The organism is Arthrobacter sp. MYb229 (genome assembly GCF_002975405.1).
In the GTDB taxonomy this organism is placed as follows: domain Bacteria; phylum Actinomycetota; class Actinomycetes; order Actinomycetales; family Micrococcaceae; genus Glutamicibacter.
This window is the reverse complement of record NZ_PCPS01000002.1, coordinates 695,989-716,827: the sequence shown is the minus strand read 5'-3', so window position 1 is coordinate 716,827 and position 20,839 is coordinate 695,989. Positions and strand designations below refer to the sequence as shown.

Here is a 20,839-nt window from a genome sequence, read left to right as displayed (position 1 = left end):
TTGTCGTCAATTTATTTCTCTCCCTGTCCGGCTTCGTCCGCGAACCCGGCTTCGTAGTCCAGATGCCATTGCAGTTCTTCCTGGACTAGTGGGTGAGCTTCGGCGTACACCTGCTCAAAGGACTTGGACAGCGGCGGAACGGGGAAGGCCATGGCGTCCTTGCGGACCTGAGCGGCCATCGCGTTTCCGTCCCGTTCGAGTTGTTCGAAGAACGCTTCGTCGACGATGTTGCTCTCTCGCAGGTAGGTTTCCATGCGGATCAGCGGATCCTTCGGCGCCCAGGCCAGCTCTTCTTCGCTCTGGCGGTACTTGGTCGGGTCATCTGCGGTGGTATGCGCACCGAGGCGGTAGGTAACCGCTTCGATCAGCACCGGTCCCTTGCCGCTTCGCGCATGCTCCATGGCCCAGCGGGTGACCGCCAGGACCGCCAGCACGTCGTTGCCGTCCACGCGGATTCCCGGCATTCCGTAGCCAGCGGCGCGGGTGACCAGCGGGACCTTCGATTGAACTTCGAATGGCACCGAAATGGCCCACTGGTTGTTCTGGCAGAAGTACACCACCGGTGCGTCGAAGGAGTTGGCGAAAACCATCGATTCGTGGGTTTCGCCTTCGGTGGAGGAGCCGTCGCCGAAGTAGGTCAGCACCGCGTCACCCTGTTCGGCGCGTTTCGCTTCATCCCAGCCATGCTGTTCAAGATTAATCGCCATGCCGTAGCCGGCGGCATGCGGCAGCTGGGCGGCAAGCACCATGGTGTACATGTGGAAGTTGTTTTCCCGCGGGTCCCAACCGCCGCCGGAGATGCCGCGGAACAAGCGAAGCATCTCGGAGAAGGAGACATTGCGGGTGAGCGCAACACCGTGTTCGCGGTAGGTCGGGAAGATGTAGTCCTTCGGGCGGGTGGCTCGGCCCGAACCGATTTGCGCCGCTTCCTGCCCACGCAGCGGGACCCAGAGGCAGAGCTGACCTTGGCGTTGCAGGGCCGTGGCTTCTTGGTCAAACCTGCGGGTCAACGCCATGTCGCGGTAAAAACCACGCAACATGTCATCGTCAACATCGCCCAAATACGAATCATAAGTTTCGTTGGGCAGACGCTGGCCTTCCGGGGTCAGAATCTGAATCAGATCCTGGTCCGTTGCCTCGGTTGCGGCACGCGGCATAAAACTTCCTTCGATCAATTATATGCCCCACAAGGAATACATTCCCTATGGGACATATAGCGGCTTAACTAATGAACAGCCTATATCTCAAGGCGTCTAAAACGCGAGAATTAGAAGCAGGTCAGCTCTGCTTTAAATCGAGAGAATTCTTGCATAATTCAATGATCCGGTCGTTGGCCGCTGCCTCGGCAATCGAGATCCGCACGCCCTCACCGGCAAACCCGCGAACCGACAGCCCTTGGCTCTGGGCTCGTTCGGTGAAAGCCTGTGTGTTTCCGCCTAGCGGCAACCACACGAAGTTCGCCTGGGTTGCCGGGAAATCCCAGCCCAGCGCCTTCAATGCAGCCACCACGCGTTCGCGCTCCTGCACCAAGGTGTTGACCCGCTCAAGCACCTTATCGATATTTTCCAAGGAGGCGACGGCGGCATCTTCCGCCACTGAAGAGACCGCAAATGGTGTGGCGACGACACGAATATTGTCGGTGATTTCCGGGTGCGCGACGCTGTAGCCAACCCGCAGATTCGCCAGGCCGTGGGCCTTGGAGAACGTGCGCAACAACACCACGTTTTCATTCTCGCGGTAGGTGTTGACTCCGTCCACCGCTTCGGGATCGCGCACAAACTCGATGTACGCCTCGTCCAGCACGATCAGCACATTGCGCGGCACTCTCGTTATGAAGTCATCGACCTCGCTCTGGGTCAGGATCGGGCCGGTGGGGTTGTTCGGCGTGCAAAGCAAGATGACCGAGGTATTTTCGTTGACTGCTTCGATCATCGATTCAAGATCGTGGCGGCCATCTTCCAGCACGGGAATTTCTACCGGCAGCGCGCCTGCGCTCTGCACCAAAATTGGGTAGGCCTCGAAGGAGCGCCATGCATAGATAACCTCGTCTTGGACGCCGTCTTCGTTCTGACCGGCAAAGGTCGTCAGAATCTGCGCCAGCGCGCCGAGCGATCCTGCACCGGTGACGACATCTTCGGCTGGTACGTCGAGGTAATCGCTGAGGCTCTCGCGCAGTTTCGTGGAGAGGCTGTCCGGATAGCGGTTCAGCGCGTCCTGTTCCATGACCGCCCGACGCACCTCATCCAATGGGCCAAAAGGGATCTCATTGGAGGACAACTTGAAAGATTCAAGTCCTTCGATTGCTGTCGGTGGTTTGCCGGCGGCGTATTTTGGCAAGCGCGCAACTACTGAACGAGGTTGCACCAAATCTTGGGTCACGGGGTTCTCACTCATACATCAAAGCCTAGCCCTCGGTAGGTCAATCGGCAGATTCTTTGCTCACCGGGCTTCCAGTCTTTTATGGCAAAGTTGTCTCATGAGCTTTTTGATTCGAGTCATTGTTAATGCATTGGCCCTTGCCGCAGCGGTATGGATTGTCCCCGGAATCCAGATCAGCGCCATCAGCGAAGGCCTCCTTGGATCCGCGATCGCCTATTTGATCGTGGGCGTGATCTTTGGCCTGATCAACGCGTTGGTGCGGCCAATAGTCTCGTTCTTCTCGATGCCGATCACTTGCCTCACCTTGGGCCTGTTCACCGTGATCATTAATGCGCTGATGCTGATGCTGACCAGCTGGCTGACTCAGTTCACGCCGGTGGGCCTTAGCATCGACGCATTCTGGTGGGACGCCATTGTCGGCACCATCATCATCTCGATCGTTTCGGCAGTCCTCGGCTTTTTCGTTGGCAAGGAAAAGCGCTAAGCGCTAGCGGGCTGAGCCGTATTTCTCTTCCTCCCAGTTTTCATGCTTAGTGTTTCGCGGGCGCTCTTTGCGTTCGATCTTGAATTTGCGAAATTTCAAAGGTCCCGGAGGAAGCCCGAATTCCCGCAGATTCTCGTGCAGATCCGGGATCGGGTTCTCCACCAGCTCTTCGAGATGGTCTCCGTAATTATCTAGGTCGTGCGGTTTGCCGAACAACCCCTCGTCGAGCTGTTCCTCAAACCTCGGACCGTCAAATTTCACGGTGATTTGATCCTTTTTGCGTTTGTTCTCCACCCCGTCGGTGCCAGGAACCATGTCTTTGGAATCCTCAATCGACAGGCTTCGAATGTCCTCGGGAAGATCTATGTGGCCAATGGGAGAACCGAGGGTCAGCATCTTTTCCATCTTGAACTTCTTGCGCAAGAACCTGTTCTTCATCAGATTCGCAATATGAATCCCGCCTTGCGAGTACCCGCTGAGGATCACCTCGTCGCCCTCGCGGGCGCCAGTGATGTGCAGGGCCTCGCTGATCGGTCCGGCGAAGTTCTCCGATTCGAGGCTGAACGCATCGATGATGCCGTAGGTGTCAAAGGGATTATTGCCATTGCCCTCCCCCTGAGTCCCGGGAAGAATGACGAGATAAACGTTCTCTCCATCTTGCTCGGCCTCGGCGATCAGAATCTGCCCATCATCACTGGGTCCCGCATCGTTGAGAATCTTGTGAAGCTGGTAGTAGCCGTTCAGCGTGCCGTCGATCTCAACCTGTTCCACCGGTTGGGCGTCGCCGAGGTGCAGTTCCTTGCTCCGCAATGGCCCCCAGGTAGAGATGAAATCGGCCAGTTTTTCGGTCGTTTCGTGCATCATCAAGGGCTGCGGGCGCGCAAAGCCAAACCGGTCCCGTGGCGAAGAGAGCAAAACAAAGAGCTTGAGCAGCGTTTCCATGTCGGTGGTTGGCGGGCGGGAATCGTTGTTGCGCGTGCTGTTCCAAGCGTCCAGCAGAATCTGCCATTTGGCAGAGACCAGAATCGAGTTCTCGATTCTGGTCTCTGCCCTGACGTAGTTCTCGATTGCTGCGTGCACCTTCTCCTCCAACCTCCGGGCTTCGATCACGGCCTCGGCCGCGTGGTGGTAGCCGGTGCGTAATTTGTCCGCCAGCATCCCCAGTGAATAGCCACGGTTACCGATTCCATTAATCCAGCATTGGGTTTGCGCTTCTCGCTGGCATTCTTGCGCGCGCACCGAGGCTCTCAGCAATTGCGTCTCCACACTTTGGAGTTGCCCGTAGAATTGTTGGCAAATTTGAGCCGATTGGGCGTAATCCAAGGCGTTGTAATTGACGTCATATCCCATGGCTAGGAAGCCATTCGCTGATTGAGGATCTCCGCTTCCAACGCGTTCATCTCCCCGATGGCCAACGACAGATAGGACTCGGCTTCGCCCAGCGCTTTGGTAAGTCCCACGAGCCTGTCACTGAGTTGGCTCACCTCGGAGGCAAAGGCCTTGCCTGCCGAAGATCTCCAAGTCAGCGAACCGATTGAAGAGAGCTGTTCGATGGCGAAACGCGTTGTTGACTGGGCGTCATCCAGCTGGAAGGCCACCGAATCCAGGGTCGCCTGAAACATCATGATTAGCTCCCACCCGTCATTCTCCACCGGCGAATCGGTGAAAATCTGCCTTCATCTTCACCCTGCTGCTGCCTCTTTCGGCCCGTTTGGGCACCGGCTGTGGAAAGAAGGATGTGTGTAAAAGATGTGATGTGCACGCAGTGATGAAAGAATATGAACATGGCTGAGATTGCGCGCACTTCCCTTGCTAATGAACCCCTGGCACTTGGTGCCCTCGATGGACGCTACCGCAGCGCGGTGGCACCGTTGGTTGACTACCTTTCCGAAGCGGCGCTGAACCGCGATCGTGTTCACGTGGAGATCGAATGGTTGATCCACCTGGCCGAGAACTCCGTGCTGCCGGGCACCTCCCCGTTCACCGCCGATCAGCAGGCTGCCCTGCGCAAGATCGTCACGGACTTCAACGCCGACTCGGTGAAGGAACTGGCCGAGATCGAGGCCGTCACCGTCCACGACGTGAAGGCAGTCGAGTACTACATCGCTAACCGCCTGGACGCTATCGGCATTGGCAACCTAAAGCCGCTGGTCCACTTCGGCTGCACTAGCGAAGACATCAACAACCTCTCCTATGCTCTGGGCGTCCAGGGCGGCGTCACCCAGGTGTGGTTGCCTGCGGCCCGCGAGCTGGTGACCCAGCTGACCAAGATGGCCGAAGAGTCCCGCGACGTTCCGATGCTTTCGCGCACCCACGGCCAGCCGGCAACCCCAACCACCTTGGGCAAGGAACTGGCAGTTCTTGCCTGGCGCCTAACCCGCCAGCTGGACCGCATCGAGAAGACCGAGTACCTGGGCAAGATCAACGGCGCCACCGGCACCTATGCCGCCCACTACGCTTCGGTTCCCACCGCTAACTGGCAGCAGGTTTCGCAGTCCTTCGTCGAGCACCTGGGACTGACCTGGAACCCGCTGACCACCCAGATCGAATCCCACGACTGGCAGGCAGAGGTCTACGCCGACATCGCACGCTTCAACCGCATCCTGCACAACCTGTGCACCGATGTGTGGAGCTACATCTCCATCGGATACTTCGCACAGATCCCTGTGGCCGGAGCAACCGGCTCCTCGACCATGCCGCACAAGGTGAACCCGATCCGCTTCGAGAACGCCGAGGCGAATCTGGAGATCTCCAACGGCCTGCTCGACACCCTGGGTGCCACCCTGGTCACCAGCCGCTGGCAGCGCGACCTGACCGACTCCTCCTCGCAGCGCAACATCGGCACCGCCATTGGCCACTCGGTGCTTGCCATCTCGAACGTCGCCAAGGGCCTGGATCGCTTGGACGTCGCCGAGGCGGTACTCGCAGAGGATCTGGACCACAACTGGGAGGTGCTCGCCGAGGCCATCCAGATGGTCATGCGCGCCGAATCCATTGCCGGCGTTGCAGGCATGGACAATCCTTATGAGCGCCTGAAGGACCTGACCCGCGGACAGCGCGTGGACGCGGCCCGTTTGAAGGAATTCGTTGGCGAGCTGGGCTTGTCGGCAGACGCCGAGGCTCGTCTGCAGCAGATGACCCCGGGCAGCTACACCGGCATCGCCTCTGAGCTGGTTGACCACCTGCAGAAGTAACCCGCAGCGTTTTACGCGGTTCTTACCGTGCTTTGAAGAACACCCTCTGCAATGGCCGGGGGTGTTCTTCAATATTTTTCACGCCGCTGGTAGTTTCTCCGGCAAGGGGCTACCGCGTGTAGCCGTAGAACCCGGTGCCGGATTTACGTCCGATTTTTCCCTCAGCAACCAGCGCCGTGATGCGTTCGTTGGGTGCATCCTCTGCGTTGCCGGTTTCCTCGTAAGTCGCTTGGGCGATGAAGTCGATGACGTCGAGCCCAACCATGTCCATCAGTGCGAACGGGCCCATCGGATGGCCCAGCGCGGTGCGCGCCGTGGTGTCGATGTCCTCGATGCTTGCGATGCCCTCATCGGCCAGGAACAGCGCTTCGCGCTGCATCGCACCCATCAGGCGGTTGGCGATGAACCCGGGGATTTCGCGGTTGATCAGCACCGGCTCCTTGCCCAGCCGGCGGGCCAGGTCCATAGCGGCCTGAACCGTGGCGTCGCTTGTTGCTCCGTGGCGCACCACCTCGACACACTTCATGACCAGCGCCGGGTTGAAGAAGTGCATATTGCACACCTGCGCCGGACGCCCTGTGGCCTCCGCGACCTTGGAGGAGCCCAGGGTGGAGGAGTTCGTGGCCAGAATGGCATGGGCCGGGGTCAGCACGCCCAGCTGCTCGAAGATCTGCGTCTTGATGTCCAGACGCTCGGTGGCAGCCTCGATCACAAAGTCCGCGCCGGAGGCCGCGGTGTTCAAGTCCGTGCTGTAGGCCAGTGCATCCAACGCAGCGCCGGCATCGTCCTGCCCCAGCTTGCCTTTGGCTACCCGGGAATCGGCCCAGCTCTTGTGTTCGGTGCGTGCCGCGGTCAGGCCATCGAGGGAGATATCTTGGAGGGTTGTGGAGTAGCCGGCCAGGGCCGCGCTCATGGCTATCTGACGTCCCATGGTCCCGGCGCCAATGACCAGGATGTTAGAAATGCCCTCTACGCCGCTACTTGTATTCATAGTTGAATCCGTTTGTTCATAGGTTGTTCGCCGGTGCGGCGATTTGTCGGTAGTTGGCCGGGGCACCCGCGGGCTAGACCTTGCCGTGCAGCGCTTCGTCCGCCAGCAATGCAGCATCGAGCAACGATTCCCCGGCATCCTGGTGCTTCTTGATCAGTTCTCCCCATTGGTTCAGGACCGCCATGCTTTGCCGAATGAAGCTTTCTGCCGCCGGATTCAACGAGCCAGCACGGTGCACGATTCCGTAGTCTGTGCGAATCGTGGGTTCCGTTTCGACGACCACTGCTCCCAGTTTCTTCGCGAGCACGGCAAGCCGAATCGGCAGGAACGCGTTTGCACTGCCGTTCAGCACCAGGGCCAGCTGCGCGTGCCGGGTGGGCACGTAGGCTCTGATCCGACCGGTGATGCCTTGCTCTCGAAGTGCCGCTGCGACGATGTCGTTTTCTCGGTGCGCTAAGTTGCTCACTGCCAGTGGCAGCGAGTGCAGCCCGGACAACGCGACCGGCTGGTGTGCCGGGAGCGTGGTGCCCGGTGGCATGACCAGCATCATCCGCTGGACACCGCATTGGATCGTTTGCAAGTTTTCGACGGGAATCGGGAAAGTGGTGAATCCGATTTCGCAGTGCCCGTTGAGCACTTCTTCACAGAGCTCTGCAACATCTGCATACTCGGTCATGTCGATCCGAATCTCAGGGTAGTGCTTGGTGAACGATCCGCTCCAGGCAGCCACGGCCTCGCTGGACATCTCGGGCATCGTGCCGATCGTGATAGAACCTACGGACATCTCGAGGGCCCCATGCATGAGGTCCTTCGTGGAAAGGACCTCTCCGAGGATTCGGCGAACCGGGTCAACAAGAAGCCGGCCCGCCGAATTCAACACGATGTTGCGCCCCGTCCGGTGAAACAGCTCGAGCTTGAGTTCGCGCTCAAGCTGCCTGATGCTCTGGGATATCGTTGCCTGCGCAACGTGCAGGTGGACGGCAGCGCGATTGACGCCGTTGTGCTCGACAACGGCCAAGAAATACTCGAGCTGGCGAATCTCCACAATTTTCTCCTTGGCTTCAGACGGTTTTGCGCGTTGGCAGGGCTACGCGCGGTAGCTATTCGGGAGCTTTCCGTCGATCTTCCCTTGTCGAATCATAGCTACGGCAAGATTGCGTTCGTGAATTGGCGAGGACCCCTCGTAGATGCGCAGCGCGCGCACGTCGCGCCACATACGCGGGATCGGATGGTCGCCGACAATTCCCTCGCCGCCGAGCAGCTGGAGGCACTTGTCGGCAACGCGGCCAGCCATTTCGGAGGCGAAGAGCTTGGCCGCGGCGATCCGGTGGCGAGGGACATCTCCCTCGTCGAAGGAGCGTGCTCCTTCCATGACCAGCGCACGGGCGGCCTCGACCTCGGCGAAGCACTCGCCCAGCACGGCCTGGACGGCTCCCAGGTCGGACAGCGGGGCGTTGAACTGTTTGCGACTGCTGACATGGCTGGTGGTTTCTTCGAGTATGCGCGTTGCCTGGCCAACACAAGTTGCTGCCACGTGGAGCCGGGCGTGGTTGATACCGCGCAGCGCCATAGTCAGTCCCTGTCCTTCGCCGCCGGCTCCGCCTAACAAGTGTCTGGCGGGCACCGAGACGTTGTTGAGGTGGATTTCGCCGACCGGTGCCTCGGCATGGCCGTTCATGCGGGTGGGCAGCGAAGTGGTGACTCCGGGCAGCGTGGCGTCAACGATCAGCGCGGAAACGCCTTTGGCGCCCGAGATCGACTGGTTGGTGCGTGCAAAAACCACGAAGGCATCAGCCCATCCGGCGTTGGTGATGTATCGCTTCTCGCCGTTGAGCACGTAGCGTTCGTGCTCAAGGGTCGCGGAGGTGGTGAGCTGCGCCGCATCGGATCCGGCCCCTTCCTCGGTCAGCGCGAATGCAGTGACCAGTTCGCCGGCGGCCATCTTGGGCAGCAGGTTGCCCCGTTGTTCTTCTGTGCCGTGGTCGAGGATCGCTTGGGAGCACAAACCGATGACCGTGGAGAATCGTGAACGGTAGACGCAGGAGGCCCTCGTGAATTCGAGTGTCAGCAGAACTTGCTGTTCCATGTTCCATTCCAGCCCGCCGTATTTGCGAGGGATGGAGATGCCGAAAAGCCCTACCTCCGCCATGCGTTTGAGCAGGCGCTCGGGGACGGCGCCGGCCTGGACCATCTCGTTTTCCGCGGGAATCAATTCCCGCTCGGTGAATTCCGCGATGAGCTTGCGATACTCATCAAATCCGTATTCGAATATCTCGGGGTTGATCATGAATGTAGTTCCTTACTTACGTGCATGTTGCGAGGTACCGGCTGCGGCAATCGGTGGCGTGGAGACTACACCGGCGACGTGCAGTGCTTCGATTTGCTCCTCCGTATAGCCCAGATCAGCAAGGATCCGAGTATTCTGCGCTCCGAGTCGGGGCGCTTCGGCGGAGGAAGTCCTGCGCCACCCATCGAGTGTGAAGGGGACTCCCGGGGAGGTGTAATTTCCATTGCCGGATTCAACCGAGATCAGCACCTCTGATGCGACCAGATCTTGATCGATCACCAGTTCGTCGAAAGCACGGACTGCCCCGCAGACGATGCCGTTGGCCAGGAGCAGTTTGACTGCTTGGTCACGGGTGCTCGCGGAGAGTGCCTGCCCCAAACTGTCCAGGAGTGCTGAACGGTGGGCAACGCGGGACGGATTGTCGCTGAACCTCGGATCTTCAATGTATTCGGGGTGGCCAATGGCGTTGCAGAGCGCTGCCCACTTCTCACTCGTGTAAGCGGAAAGCACGATCATTCCATCGCTGACATGGACCAGATCCGCGGCGGGGGCCGCGTGTGCCTGGCCGTTTCCCTTGCGCCGTCCGGGCTGACCGGTGATGGTGAATTCGCCCCAAGTCGCTGCCTGCATGGAAATCGCCGCTTCCATCAAGGATGTTTGAACATGGGCCCCTTCCCGTGTGGTTGTGCGGGCGAAGAGCGCTGCCATGATGCCCGTGGCAAGCGAGTTTGCTGCTGCCACGTCAACTGCGGCGAAACCGATCCGCTGAGGTTCTCCACCTTCTTCACCTGTTGTCTGCATGATCCCAAATTCTGCCTGCGCAGCGATATCCAGTCCCGGACGATCGCTGGAGGGTCCACGAGTTCCAAACCCGGTCACCGAACCGTAGACAAGTGCTGGGTACTGCTCGCGCAAGGTTTCAGCGCCGAGTCCCAGCCGTTCTGCCGCCCCGGGGCGGAAGTTGTGAATCAGTACATCGGTTTCCGGGAGCAGCTGCTGGACGACAACACGTGCCTCGGGTTTCCTTAGATCCAGTGCCAGGCTTGCCTTGTCCCGGTTGTAGGCACGGATCATGGCTTCGCCAAAAACACCAATGCTGCGGGCTTGGTCACCGCTAATGTTCTCGACCTTGATGACTGTGGCACCGAGGTCCGACAGGATCTGGCCGGCGCCCGGGCCAGCAATGTACTGCCCAAAGTCCAGTACCCGGATTCCTTTCAACGGCCCAGCTTGCTGGTTCATGAACTGACCTGCTTTCGAGCTTCATACATTGCGGTGAGTTCTAGAAGCCGGGTCCGCGCCCGGGCTGGATTGAGCATCATTCCACCGGCGACCCCGAATACGCAGATGGTGATGCCAACGATCAAGAATCCGTTCGAATAGCCTTGAACGGAGGATGCTGCGCTTTCAACGATCAGACCCAGTACGTAGGGTGCAACCATTCCGGCGATCGAATAGGCAGCAATTATGCAACCGAAGAACGAGGCACGCTGGTGGGCCGGGAGGAAGTCCGAAGCACCTGCAAATCCGATGGAGAACGCCACCGAATTGATGGAGAATGCCGCGACGACCAGAACGAGCTGGAGCGGGCCAGCCGGGATCTGAGTAAACGTGATCATTGATGCTCCGGCGAACAGCAGGCAGGCAGCAGTCAGGAAAGAACGGGCCATTCTTGAGGAGTGGCCACGCTTCAATAGGTGTCCTGAGAGCAACCCGGCACCCAGTAGTACTACTACCGCCACAATATACGGGATCGTCACCAATACGCCGACACTTTCCATCGAGTACCCTAGGCCTTCATTCATGAAGGCAGGCAACCAGGAAACCTTCAGCGAGGTGATTAGATATCCGGCGAACGAAAGTAGCGCGAGACCCCAAAAGCTAGGTATCAATAGCAGACGGTAGAACGGGACGACAATATCGCCGTTGGGGTCTTCCTTGGCTGCCCTAGGCTCATTGGCTATTCGCCGCTTGCGGAAGGGAAGCTTGTCAGCATAGAAAAACCAGACGATGGCCCAGGTAATACTGATGCCCACCAAGAAGACGAAAGATGCGTGCCAATCCCAGGTCAGGATGATCCAAGTCAGAATCGGCGCTGCAAACAGGGGTCCGAGAGAAGAACCGGCATTGACCACAGCGCCTGCGGCAGCACGCTTTTCAGGGGGGAAAAGTTCGTGAACAATGGACTGGCATAGCGCGTGCGCGGGGCCTTCGAAGAAACCCAATGCGATCCGGCTTGCAAGCAATACACCAAAAGTTGTTTGAGCCGTCAGTGGCAACATTGTCAGAATCCAGGTGATCATCAAGATGCCGGCTGCCCAGTTATAAGAGATTCTACGGAACACTGCAGTGAGCGTGACCGCCCCGACCGCGAATAACCAGAAGAACGCGCTTGAAAGCAGCCCATACTGGCTTGCACTCAGGTTCATGCTTTCTCGAATCGGCGTACTCGCCAGCCCTATAGCCGCCTTATCGGCGAAATTGAGCATAAAGAAGATCAACAGCATCACGACGATGCCCCAGTTTCGCCTACTATTTGGCGTACTAGAAGCCCTGTCTTTTTGTTTTGGAGCAGCGGTGACGGCCATTTCGTTCTCCTTCGGACCTAGGTTCTGTGACTAGAGACACATGGTTTGCTCTCTCTATAAGTAGAGTCCAGGTTGCGGAGCGGTTCAACGGCCAAGTTGCTATCACACCGTTCGGTCACACCGAACGAACAACAAATCCAGTGCTCACCCGGCCCAATTGCACCGCACTTTAATGAGCGGCGAGTCGGGGTATGCCGAACGCCGAGCTAGCGGCCGAGCTAGGTTTGTCAGCATGCACGCTGCTATACAGGCTGAAGACTGCATCCACAGGTGCCAACGATATCGTCTCGTCGTTCATCTCGTTGCTCGGGTCTAATATTTAAGATCGACCGTAGCGCTTTTCATTCTTCGCTGTATCCCTGCAGCACGATCGTCTCCATGAAGCCCTGTCCGCTCGAACTTCACAACGCGCCGAATCCATTGCCGGCGTTGCAGGCATGGACAATCCTTATGAGCGACTGAAGGACCTGACCCGCGGACAGCGCGTGGACGCGGCCCGTTTGAAGGAATTCGTTGGCGAGCTGGGCTTGCCGGCAGACGCCGAGGCTCGTCTGCAGCAGATGACCCCGGGCAGCTACACCGGCATCGCCTCTGAGCTGGTTGGCCACCTGAAGTAGCCTTCCGCTGCAGCATCCGTGAAACATCACTCATCTTCCCTCGAATCCTCCAGATGGTACATCGCTTAGACTTTAAGTGTTCATCACATCAAGGAAGAGGGACATGTTTCTCACAGTTCTCATCATCATTGGCATCCTGCTCGGGCTATTCTTCGTCTTCGGCAGCGCGGGCATGAAAGCCGGCGCGAAGTCCAAGGGAAATGCCCGGTTGACCGGCATCGGCATCCTGGTCGTTTCGCTGGTTGTTCTCGGATTCGCCTCGGCCACCATCGTTCAGCCACGCACTGTCGGGGTGAAGATCGCCCTGGGCAAGCCCACCGCCGTCATCGGCAACGGCTTCCACCTCAAGGCGCCGTGGGAAACCGTGGAGAAGCTCGATGGGTCGGTCCAAAACGATGTGTACTCTTCGAACAGCGCCATCCCGGTCCGCCTGGGAAACAACGGCAAGGCGAACGTCGACGCCTCGATCCAGTGGCAGTTGAAGACCGACGACGCGATGTCCGTGTTCCTGGACTACCGCACCTTCGAAGGCATCCAGTCCAACCTGGTGGATCGCAATTTCCGCGCCGCGTTGAACGAAGTCATGGCGACCTACGACCCGCTGGCCTACACCGATCCAGCCGATGGAGGCCAGGACCTCGAGGGCCTGGCCAAGTCCGTGCGGACCAAGATGCAGGAAAAGGTCGGCACCCAGATCGACATCCGCTCGGTAACCCTGCCGATCATCAACTTCGATGAGCCGACGCAGAATCGCATCAACGAGCTGCAGGCCGAAACTGCGAAGACCCGCATCGCCGAGCAGCGCAAGCAAACCAGCGCCGCCGAGGCCGAGGCCAACAAGATCCTCGAGCGGTCCATCACCCCCGAAACCCTGACATCCAAATGCTTGGACATCGTCGCAGAATCGGGCAAGAGCCCGATCGGCTGCTTCCCCGGCGGAGGCGTCCAGCCAATCACCATGGTCGGTGGCGACGAGGACAAATAACAACAAGACGCACGGCTCCGGTGGAGCCGTGCGTCTTGTTATGCAATTCCGGGTGGCTCCATTTTATCGATGCCACCGAGGTTTCGTGCCTTAGACCAATGCGGCCTTGAGCTCGCGGGCCGCGGTCGCCGGGTCGGCCGCGCCATAGATGGCGCCTCCGGCCACCGCCACCTGGGCCCCGGACTTCTGCACCTCGGCGATGGTGCTGATGCTGACCCCGCCGGCCACCGAGAACGGAACTGCTGCGATCGCCCCCGCGCTGAGCAGGCCAGTCAGGTCGTAACCGGGCTGTGCCTGCTCGTCCAAGCCGGCGTGGAACTCGACAAACTGAGCTCCCAACGCGATGACTTCCTTCGCACGGGCGGCCTTGTCCGCGATGCCGATCAGATCGACCACAATGCCCTTATTGCGCTCCTTGGCAGCCTTGACGGCGCCCGCGACGGTGGAGTCGTCTGCGCTGCCAAGCACGGAGACCAGATCCGCGCCGGCAGCGAAAGCGATGTCGGCTTCCAGCTCGCCGGCATCCATCGTCTTCATGTCGGCGAACACAATCTTGTCCGGGTGGGCGCTCTTGATCGCGGCAACCGCCGAGAGGCCCTCGGCCTTGATCAGCGGGGTGCCCAGCTCGATGATGTCGACGTATGGGGCGACCTTTGCCGCCAGCTCCAGAGCATCCTGGGTGGTCAGCAGGTCGATGGCAACTTGGATTTTCATGGTGATCTTCTTTCGGTTGTTGTGTTTTTCAAGGAGGATTCGCGGCCCGGGCTATTCCAGGTTGGCGTGCCGCAGCCACAGCTCTTCGGCCGGCAATTCCGTGCTGTTCCAAAGACAGTGGAATAGCGATTCGGTGAGCAGGAAGAGCGACTGCTCGAAGAGGCTGCCCGAGTACTGCTTGCTCTTCGCCGAACCGTGGTCCGTCTTGCGCGCGGCCGGCACCTGCACGATTGCGGTGGCCAGGTGCGCCAAGGGCGAGCCCGGGTCCGTGGTCACCGCGGCGACGCGCGCCCCGAGATCGGCTGCCGTCTGGGCGCTTCTGACCACCCCGGAGGTGGTGCCCGAGCCGGAGGCCACCAGCAGCAAATCCCCTTCGGTGATGGCCGGAGTGGTGATATCACCGGCCACGTGCACCGTGAGGCCCAGATGCATCAGCCGCATGGCAGCCATGCGCAGCACCAGGCCGCTGCGCCCGGCACCGGCGACGAAGATCCGCTTGGCCGAAATGGCCAGCTCGGCCACCGCGGCGACCTGGGCGGGATCGACGGCCTGCATGGTCTCAGCGATCTCCGCCTGAATCATTTCCTGCGCGGCTACAACATGATTTGCGGTGCTTGCCTCCGCCTTAGTTCGCAAAGTACCCAAGCCATTCCTCTCGATGGTCGCTTCGGTGCCCGTTGCGGGCCTCGCCGTGTCTACAATCCATCCTCACGGATCTGCCGGGTGGGCAATACGCCATCTTGTGACGGCTTTTCCTACCCATTCGGGTAGGCTGGCCAGGCTCGAATGGAATACACTCACTGTCATGGTTTCTCTCCACGAGCTCATTGGACGCGACCCGAATTCCGATGCCAGGCTCTGGGAGCTTCTCGATTCGCTGTCGCTGCTGGCTACCGCGCCGCTGCTGCAGATTGCCGAACGGCTGCATGCGTCCTTGCAGCCGTGGGTCAAATGCTCCGCGCTGCTGATCTTCACCGAGGAGTGCACCGGCCGGCCACAGAAGAAGGCGGGAAGCGAAGCAATCACCTCCCGGGTGACCATTGCCGAATTGGACCAGCTGCGCAGCTCCCACCCGGAGCAGGACCGGTGGCGGGGCACCGCAGGGATTGGCGGGGCCCCGCGCGAAGTCCTTGCCTTGCGCTATCCGCCGAGCAATGCGCTACTCGTGCTGACTGATCCGGTAGTGGTGCAGGAGCCTGCCGAGTCCGGCAGTTCTCGTGATCTGCTTGATTACCTCTGGCAGCTCACGGCAGCCCGGATCCGCGAAAAGGTCGCAGACGCGCCGCCCTCCTACTTGCGTGAATCGCGGGCCGTATCGGCCGAACGCACCCGGGTGACCACCGAACTGGTCGACCAGTACTCCACCAGCCTGGACCTTCTGCTGGCCACCCTGCGCAGCACGCAGCTCAGCGATGCGCTGGCACGAGCCAAGGCCACCGACCTGGCGGCGAAGACCCTGGTGGGCTTGCGGTCCCTCGATGACCGGATCAATGGCATGGCCGAGGAACCGGTGGGCAGCGCCTTTACCCGCTTGCGCGAGGACCTGCGCCCCTTGAGCGAATCCGGCGGAGTGGAACTGCAATTCATCGAGCCGCCCGCCGATGGCAGGGCCTTGCCCGGAGAAGTCGCCTACGCGGCGCGCTCGATCATGCGCGGGCTGGCGCTGGTCATGATGGATCAAGAACAGATCCACCGGATTCGTGCCCAATGGGACTGCGACGGGGAGAACCTGCTGATCAACATGCGTGACGACGGACGCGGCGCCATGGACCAAGCGTCTCCGACTATCGAGCGCCTGAACCGTCAGGTGCAAGCCCTGGCCGGGCGGATGGAGCTGGAAGTCATCTCCGAGTGGGGCACCGATGTCTCGATCGTGCTGCCGCTCGATGCGCCGCAGAGCATGCCCGCCGATCTGGCCCAATGGAAGCTGGCCGCCCGGGAATTCGAGGTGCTCCAACTGCTGGCGGCGGGGCAGGGAAACCGCGCGATCTCCGCAGCCCTGGGCATCAGCGAGAATACGGTGAAGTTCCATGTCCGCAACCTCTTCAAGAAGCTGGATGTGCGTTCGCGCGCCGAGGCAGCGGCGCTGGCCCATAGCCGCGGCGTGCCGGATGCCGCTAGCGGGAAGCGCTGGGGCGAGGCCTCTGGAACCGTCAAACGTCCACGAGCCGCAACGGAATAGGGGCCGGGGCAGCCTGATCGATGGCAGTGTTCCATAATGCCGGGCAAGATCGTGTTCGTGGTGGCCGGCGGACCGATCTTCAAGATCTCTTTCCCGCAGGTCAAGAGCCACGAGTTCCCGCTGGCAGCGAGTTCAGGATGCACGGCGGCCGGTCCATGCCAGTGCTAGAACTCGAAGTCCCCGAAGCTTCCTCCGGCACCGCCCAGGAAGTCCCCGAACGCGCCACCGGCCTGGTCGCCCAGGCCCTCTCCGGCCGCGGAGAACTGTTCGCCGGCTCCGGCGAAGGAATCGCTGAGCCCCTCGGCCGCCGAGCCGAATTCCTCGCCGATCCCCGCGAAGCCATCGAGCAGCGGTCCGGCGATCGCGGTGCCGATGAAGGCTCCGGCCACACCGCCCAGCAGGCCGATTCCGAGCCCGCCGGCCGCGCCGGCGGCCATGCCGCCCATGGATTTCCGTCCCGAACCGCCCCGCGAGAGGAGCTTGTCCATGAAGCCCGGGCGGGATACCTCGGCGCGGGTGGCGGCCCGGGCCAGATCCTCCGGCCGTTGCGAGGCCGGGCGCTCTGCGGCCGGCAGCTGCTCGGCCAGCTCGGCGTGCAGCAGCTCGCGCTGCGACACCGTCAACCGGGCAAAAGCCTCGCTGTGGGCGCGTTCCATATCCTGCGGCGGCGCGGTGCGCAGCATGTAGCGGTACTTCTCGATCGCCGCCTGGTCCTCGCGTGATGCGCCCTGGCTACCGGCCGTCCGCGGCTGCACCGCGCCTTGCTGGTTCGGGTAGTCCCGGTTTTCGTACCCGGATTGGCTTCGGCTGTCGCGCGGATCCTGCTGGTTGTTTTGCTGGCCGGTGGAGCTGCGCTGGTTCAGCTGTTCCCGGACATACTCCCCGGCCAGCTGCTTTCCCTTGCGCAATAGCTTGTCGAACATTGCCACAACGTCCTCATTTCCTTGGTGGATCCGCGGCACGATTTCCGCCCGCCTCGGCCCCGTTAAACTCCCCAGAGCCGCGCAGAGTTCCCGGGTCCGGCGTTTTCACAGCGCCCGCTCAGCGCGCCGGGGTGAACACCCCGGCCCCGTGGCGCCAGCGGTAGTAGCCCAAGCACAGCAGGGTGAATGGCACCCCGAACCAGAGGGCCGGTCGCTGCACGGGGTCGAAGGCCACACCGACCAGCGAGGCGCCCAGCAGAAGCACCGCCAGGATCGGAAGCAGCGGGAACAGCGGGGCCCGATAGGGCAGCGAATCGGTGCCGCCGTGCACCGCCACATGGTGCCGGCGGAAGGACAGGTGCGAAGCGCAGATCACGATCCACACCGCCACCACCGCAAACCCGGAGATGGAGACCAGCGCCAGGAACAGCGAGTCCGCGGCGATGACCCCGGAGAGCAGGGAGGCCAAACCGCCCAGCAGCGACAGGCACAGCGCCAGCATCGGCACGCCGCGGCGGTTGGTTTTCGAGAGCACCGCCGGGGCTTGGCCTGCGGCGCCCATGGCGTGCAGCATCCGGGCACAGGAATACAGTCCGGAGTTGCCCGCGGAGAGCAATGCAGTGATGATCACGAAGTTCATGATGTCGGCCCCGGCCGGCAGCCCTGTGGCATCCAGCACCGTGACGAATGGGCTCTCGTTTGCGCCCGCCTCGGCGAAGGGAACGATCGCGGCGATCACCACGATGGCGCCGATGAAGAACACCGCCAGGCGCACCACGGCGGTGCGGATGGCCCGCGGGATGCTCAGTTCCGGGTTCTTGGCCTCGCCGGCGGCCACACCGATCAGCTCCGTGCCGCTGAAGGCATAGAACACCGCCAGGATGGTGACCAGCACGCCGCTGATCCCCGTCGGGAACAGCCCATCGCCGGTATCGAAGTTCGCCAGGCCAAGCGGGCCCGCCTCGCTGGCCGGGTTGATGCCGAGGATCGTGGCCGCGCCGACCACGATCATGAGCACCACGGCGGCCACCTTGATCAGCGAGAACCAGAATTCGGTTTCGGCGAAGACCTTCGAGGACACCGCGTTCAGCGCGAACAGCAGGGCCGCGAAGAGCAGGGCGAATACCCAGGCCGGCACCGTGGGGAACCAGCGCTGCATGAGGATGCCCGAGGCGGTGAACTCGCTGGCCAGCGCCACCGCCCAGCACATCCAGTACAGCCAGGCTGTAGTGAAACCCCAGGCCGGGCCGAGGTCGCGGGTGGCGTGGGCGTGGAACCCGCCGGCCACCGGATGGCGTGCGGACAGCTCCCCGAGCCCGCTCATCACCATATAGGCCACCAGCGCGCCCACCGCGTAGGCCAGCACGGCGCCCAGCGGTCCGGCCTGCGCAATCGTGTAGCCCGAAGAGACGAACAGCCCCGAGCCGATCACCCCGCCCAGCGCGATCATCACCAGGTGGCGGGAGGTCATGGTTCTGCGCAGCCCGGATTCGCCGGGCGAAACGCCCGGAGTAGAGCGGGCGGGAGGCTGCTGCGCCGGCGGCGCGCTGAGCTCGGACATGGGGCTCCTTCTGAAATGAATGCGTTTGAAGAATAACTGCCGTGCCCCTGCTCCGCGCAGCCCTCGTCATGGCCTGTCACGGACCGTCATAATCGGTCATCAAGCCATCACCGGGTTACCCTCGGAAAGTGAAAAATCCCAGTGAAACCCTCAATTTCCGCGAGGCGCTGAGCGCCGCAGACAGCGCGCCGCTGCTCTTGGACGGCGGGCTCGGCACCCATCTGGCGCAGCGCGGCAATGACGTGAGCGGCGAACTGTGGTCCGCGCAGATCCTCAAAGACCGCCCCGAGGAGGTCCGCGCCGCCCACGCCGACTTCTTCGCCGCCGGCGCGCAACTGGCCACCACCTGCTCCTACCAGGTCAGCATCGATGGCCTGGCGAACACCAGCAAAGGTGCGAGCACCGAGCAGACCGCCGCGCAGGCCGAGGAGCTGCTGCGCACCAGCGTGCGGCTGGCCCGCGAAGCGGCGAACGGTTCACCGGCGCGCTGGGTGGCCGCCTCGGTGGGACCCTACGGCGCCGGTCCGGGGTCCGGCACCGAATACGACGGAGCCTACGGGCTCGAAGTCGCCGAGCTGGCCGACTGGCACCGCGGGCGTCTGCGGGTCCTGGCCGATGCCGGGGCGGACGTGTTGATCTGTGAAACCGTGCCGAGCCTGGCCGAGGTCCAGGCGCTGGCCGGGGAGGCGGCCGGATTGGACCTGCCGGTGCTGCTCAGCCTCGCGGTGCGCACCGCCGCGGACGGACAGCTGGTGCTGGGAGACGGCAGCGACCTGCGCGAGGCGGCCCGGATCGCCAACGATTCCGGCGCCTTTGCCGCGCTCGGCGTGAACTGCTGCCCGGTGCCCGTAGCCGTCGCGGCCCTGAAGGTGCTGCGCGAGCTGACGGACCTTTCGCTGCTGGCCTACCCGAACAGCGGCGAAATCTGGGACCGCGAGGCCCGGAGCTGGCTTCCGGGGACCCCGGGCACCGATCTGCCCGGAGCGGTGCCGGAACTGATCGCCTCCGGCGCACGCATTATCGGCGGGTGCTGCCAGGTCGGCCCCGAGCAGATCACCCGGGTCGGCAACGAACTCGGACGCCTGAAGGGCTGATCCCTGCCGCTGGCGGCGGATCACATGATCTCAGGCATGCACCTTGCTGGCGGAACTGATCCTGGCCAGCAGCGCGGCGGCCACGCTGACTGCGATAACCGCCGGCTGCTTGCCCGAGACCTCGGCCAAGCCGATGGGGCATTGGATCTGCTGGATTTTCGCCTCGCCGTGACCGCTGGCGGCCAGGTTCTTCTGGAAGCGGGCCCATTTGGCCTTCGAACCGATCAGCCCGATCGATCCGAGCCCCGGATGCCGCAAGGCCGCATCGCACAAATGGAAATCCTCGGCATGGTCGTGGGTCATGATCAGCACATGGGCCCCCTCCGGAAGGCAGCTCAATACCTGTTCGCCCAGCACCGCCACCTGCGCATGCACACGGGCCACGCCGGGTTCCATAGCCGCCAGCGACTGGAGGAACTCGGGACGCGAGTCGGTTAAATGCAATTCCAGCTCATGCCGGGAGAGGATGCGGGCAAGTTCCATTCCCACGTTGCCGATCCCGAAGATCGCCACGGTGGCCGGCACCGGTAAAGGCTCCAGCAGCAGGCTCACCTCTCCCCCGCAGCATTGGCGCCCGTATTTTGCCGGGGCTTTGTCGTTCAGCCGCAGGCTCATACCCTGCGGCTGGCTTTCGCCCTGCGCGAGCATCTCGCGGGCCCGTTCCATGGCCGCCATCTCCAGATTGCCGCCGCCGATGGTGCCGAAGATTTCGTCCTTTGCGATCACCATCTTCGCGCCGGCTTCACGCGGGGCATGGCCGCGCACGGCGGTGACGGTGACCAGCACCGCCGTGCGCCGCTCATTGCGCAGTGCCGTCACCGCTTCGATCCAGGACAGCAT

21 protein-coding genes are annotated in these 20,839 nt (G+C 61.8%); 7 read left to right on the top strand and 14 right to left on the bottom strand.

The window, feature by feature from the left end; genetic code table 11:
- Positions 1-11 precede the first annotated feature (11 nt).
- Positions 12-1,157, bottom strand: coding sequence for a pyruvate dehydrogenase (acetyl-transferring) E1 component subunit alpha (gene pdhA / locus CQ019_RS09655; RefSeq protein ID WP_105552787.1), 1,146 nt, complete (start codon positions 1,155-1,157; stop codon positions 12-14).
- A 121-nt stretch (positions 1,158-1,278) separates the two neighbouring features.
- The gene (locus CQ019_RS09650) at positions 1,279-2,394 is read right to left on the bottom strand and encodes a histidinol-phosphate transaminase (protein WP_105552786.1); all 1,116 of its coding nucleotides are present in this window, start codon (positions 2,392-2,394) and stop codon (positions 1,279-1,281) included.
- 82 nt (positions 2,395-2,476) lie between these two features.
- On the opposite strand from CQ019_RS09650, the gene CQ019_RS09645 reads away from it, so the two are divergent.
- Entirely contained in the window at positions 2,477-2,863 is a 387-nt protein-coding gene (locus tag CQ019_RS09645) for a phage holin family protein (RefSeq protein WP_105552785.1), read from the top strand.
- A 3-nt stretch (positions 2,864-2,866) separates the two neighbouring features.
- On the opposite strand, the gene CQ019_RS09640 is transcribed toward CQ019_RS09645, so the two are convergent.
- Entirely contained in the window at positions 2,867-4,129 is a 1,263-nt protein-coding gene (locus CQ019_RS09640) for a hypothetical protein (RefSeq protein WP_146113353.1), read from the bottom strand.
- Between the two features lie 86 nt (positions 4,130-4,215).
- Entirely contained in the window at positions 4,216-4,488 is a 273-nt protein-coding gene (locus CQ019_RS09635; protein WP_105649717.1) for a hypothetical protein, read from the bottom strand.
- 159 nt (positions 4,489-4,647) lie between these two features.
- Between CQ019_RS09635 and purB the strand changes: the two genes are divergently transcribed.
- On the top strand, positions 4,648-6,057 hold the full coding sequence (gene purB / locus CQ019_RS09630; protein ID WP_105569667.1) for an adenylosuccinate lyase: 1,410 nt from the start codon (positions 4,648-4,650) through the stop codon (positions 6,055-6,057).
- A 109-nt stretch (positions 6,058-6,166) separates the two neighbouring features.
- Here the strand turns inward: purB and CQ019_RS09625 are convergent, their stop codons facing one another.
- The 5 genes from CQ019_RS09625 to CQ019_RS09605 all read right to left on the bottom strand — a co-directional run bounded on the left by CQ019_RS09625 (position 6,167) and on the right by CQ019_RS09605 (position 11,923).
- Positions 6,167-7,048, bottom strand: coding sequence for a 3-hydroxyacyl-CoA dehydrogenase family protein (locus CQ019_RS09625; protein ID WP_105569585.1), 882 nt, complete (start codon positions 7,046-7,048; stop codon positions 6,167-6,169).
- A 73-nt stretch (positions 7,049-7,121) separates the two neighbouring features.
- On the bottom strand, positions 7,122-8,093 hold the full coding sequence (locus CQ019_RS09620; protein ID WP_105569584.1) for a LysR family transcriptional regulator: 972 nt from the start codon (positions 8,091-8,093) through the stop codon (positions 7,122-7,124).
- A gap of 42 nt (positions 8,094-8,135) precedes the next feature.
- On the bottom strand, positions 8,136-9,335 hold the full coding sequence (locus CQ019_RS09615) for an acyl-CoA dehydrogenase family protein (RefSeq protein ID WP_105552780.1): 1,200 nt from the start codon (positions 9,333-9,335) through the stop codon (positions 8,136-8,138).
- 12 nt (positions 9,336-9,347) lie between these two features.
- Positions 9,348-10,577, bottom strand: coding sequence for a CaiB/BaiF CoA-transferase family protein (locus tag CQ019_RS09610; protein ID WP_105569583.1), 1,230 nt, complete (start codon positions 10,575-10,577; stop codon positions 9,348-9,350).
- The gene (locus tag CQ019_RS09605; RefSeq protein WP_105552778.1) at positions 10,574-11,923 is read right to left on the bottom strand and encodes an MFS transporter; all 1,350 of its coding nucleotides are present in this window, start codon (positions 11,921-11,923) and stop codon (positions 10,574-10,576) included. Before CQ019_RS09605 ends, CQ019_RS09610 begins: the two co-directional genes overlap by 4 nt.
- Positions 11,924-12,282: 359 nt before the next feature.
- Here CQ019_RS09605 and CQ019_RS09600 point away from each other — a divergent pair, with 359 nt between their 5' ends.
- Together CQ019_RS09600 and CQ019_RS09595 are read left to right on the top strand one after the other, a co-directional pair.
- Entirely contained in the window at positions 12,283-12,540 is a 258-nt protein-coding gene (locus tag CQ019_RS09600) for a hypothetical protein (RefSeq protein ID WP_258133923.1), read from the top strand.
- 103 nt (positions 12,541-12,643) lie between these two features.
- Positions 12,644-13,525 carry an SPFH domain-containing protein gene (locus CQ019_RS09595; RefSeq protein ID WP_105569582.1) on the top strand — a complete coding sequence of 294 codons (882 nt, stop codon included), beginning with the start codon at positions 12,644-12,646 and terminating at the stop codon, positions 13,523-13,525.
- Between the two features lie 90 nt (positions 13,526-13,615).
- Here CQ019_RS09595 and hxlA read toward each other — a convergent pair whose 3' ends face one another.
- Together hxlA and hxlB are read right to left on the bottom strand one after the other, a co-directional pair.
- Positions 13,616-14,239 carry a 3-hexulose-6-phosphate synthase gene (gene hxlA, locus CQ019_RS09590; protein ID WP_096286894.1) on the bottom strand — a complete coding sequence of 208 codons (624 nt, stop codon included), beginning with the start codon at positions 14,237-14,239 and terminating at the stop codon, positions 13,616-13,618.
- A gap of 51 nt (positions 14,240-14,290) precedes the next feature.
- Entirely contained in the window at positions 14,291-14,821 is a 531-nt protein-coding gene (gene hxlB / locus CQ019_RS09585) for a 6-phospho-3-hexuloisomerase (protein WP_105552979.1), read from the bottom strand.
- 223 nt (positions 14,822-15,044) lie between these two features.
- Between hxlB and CQ019_RS09580 the strand changes: the two genes are divergently transcribed.
- Both CQ019_RS09580 and CQ019_RS18740 read left to right on the top strand, forming a co-directional pair.
- On the top strand, positions 15,045-16,421 hold the full coding sequence (locus CQ019_RS09580) for a response regulator transcription factor family protein (RefSeq protein WP_105569581.1): 1,377 nt from the start codon (positions 15,045-15,047) through the stop codon (positions 16,419-16,421).
- Between the two features lie 36 nt (positions 16,422-16,457).
- On the top strand, positions 16,458-16,589 hold the full coding sequence (locus CQ019_RS18740) for a hypothetical protein (RefSeq protein WP_258133495.1): 132 nt from the start codon (positions 16,458-16,460) through the stop codon (positions 16,587-16,589).
- Here CQ019_RS18740 and CQ019_RS09575 read toward each other — a convergent pair.
- Both CQ019_RS09575 and CQ019_RS09570 read right to left on the bottom strand, forming a co-directional pair.
- Positions 16,586-17,344: a hypothetical protein gene (locus tag CQ019_RS09575; RefSeq protein ID WP_181148412.1), complete on the bottom strand. Its 759-nt coding sequence runs from the start codon at positions 17,342-17,344 to the stop codon at positions 16,586-16,588. The genes CQ019_RS18740 and CQ019_RS09575 overlap by 4 nt on opposite strands.
- Before the next feature lie 118 nt (positions 17,345-17,462).
- Positions 17,463-18,905 carry an amino acid permease gene (locus tag CQ019_RS09570; RefSeq protein ID WP_105569580.1) on the bottom strand — a complete coding sequence of 481 codons (1,443 nt, stop codon included), beginning with the start codon at positions 18,903-18,905 and terminating at the stop codon, positions 17,463-17,465.
- A 128-nt stretch (positions 18,906-19,033) separates the two neighbouring features.
- Here CQ019_RS09570 and mmuM point away from each other — a divergent pair, with 128 nt between their 5' ends.
- Positions 19,034-19,999 carry a homocysteine S-methyltransferase gene (gene mmuM, locus CQ019_RS09565; RefSeq protein WP_258133884.1) on the top strand — a complete coding sequence of 322 codons (966 nt, stop codon included), beginning with the start codon at positions 19,034-19,036 and terminating at the stop codon, positions 19,997-19,999.
- A 30-nt stretch (positions 20,000-20,029) separates the two neighbouring features.
- On the opposite strand, the gene xdhC is transcribed toward mmuM, so the two are convergent.
- Positions 20,030-20,839, bottom strand: a complete 810-nt coding sequence (xdhC, locus tag CQ019_RS09560; RefSeq protein WP_105569579.1) for a xanthine dehydrogenase accessory protein XdhC — start codon at positions 20,837-20,839, stop codon at positions 20,030-20,032.

Coding starts and splice junctions, on each gene's coding strand:
- pdhA (WP_105552787.1), bottom strand. CDS start 1,157: ATGCCGCGTGCCGCAACCGAGGCAACGGACCAGGATCTGATTCAGATT.
- CQ019_RS09650 (WP_105552786.1), bottom strand. CDS start 2,394: ATGAGTGAGAACCCCGTGACCCAAGATTTGGTGCAACCTCGTTCAGTA.
- CQ019_RS09645 (WP_105552785.1), top strand. CDS start 2,477: ATGAGCTTTTTGATTCGAGTCATTGTTAATGCATTGGCCCTTGCCGCA.
- CQ019_RS09635 (WP_105649717.1), bottom strand. CDS start 4,488: ATGATGTTTCAGGCGACCCTGGATTCGGTGGCCTTCCAGCTGGATGAC.
- purB (WP_105569667.1), top strand. CDS start 4,648: ATGGCTGAGATTGCGCGCACTTCCCTTGCTAATGAACCCCTGGCACTT.
- CQ019_RS09625 (WP_105569585.1), bottom strand. CDS start 7,048: ATGAATACAAGTAGCGGCGTAGAGGGCATTTCTAACATCCTGGTCATT.
- CQ019_RS09615 (WP_105552780.1), bottom strand. CDS start 9,335: ATGATCAACCCCGAGATATTCGAATACGGATTTGATGAGTATCGCAAG.
- CQ019_RS09610 (WP_105569583.1), bottom strand. CDS start 10,577: ATGAACCAGCAAGCTGGGCCGTTGAAAGGAATCCGGGTACTGGACTTT.
- CQ019_RS09605 (WP_105552778.1), bottom strand. CDS start 11,923: ATGGCCGTCACCGCTGCTCCAAAACAAAAAGACAGGGCTTCTAGTACG.
- CQ019_RS09595 (WP_105569582.1), top strand. CDS start 12,644: ATGTTTCTCACAGTTCTCATCATCATTGGCATCCTGCTCGGGCTATTC.
- hxlA (WP_096286894.1), bottom strand. CDS start 14,239: ATGAAAATCCAAGTTGCCATCGACCTGCTGACCACCCAGGATGCTCTG.
- hxlB (WP_105552979.1), bottom strand. CDS start 14,821: ATGATTCAGGCGGAGATCGCTGAGACCATGCAGGCCGTCGATCCCGCC.
- CQ019_RS09580 (WP_105569581.1), top strand. CDS start 15,045: ATGGTTTCTCTCCACGAGCTCATTGGACGCGACCCGAATTCCGATGCC.
- CQ019_RS18740 (WP_258133495.1), top strand. CDS start 16,458: ATGCCGGGCAAGATCGTGTTCGTGGTGGCCGGCGGACCGATCTTCAAG.
- CQ019_RS09575 (WP_181148412.1), bottom strand. CDS start 17,344: ATGTTCGACAAGCTATTGCGCAAGGGAAAGCAGCTGGCCGGGGAGTAT.
- CQ019_RS09570 (WP_105569580.1), bottom strand. CDS start 18,905: ATGTCCGAGCTCAGCGCGCCGCCGGCGCAGCAGCCTCCCGCCCGCTCT.
- xdhC (WP_105569579.1), bottom strand. CDS start 20,839: ATGCTGTCCTGGATCGAAGCGGTGACGGCACTGCGCAATGAGCGGCGC.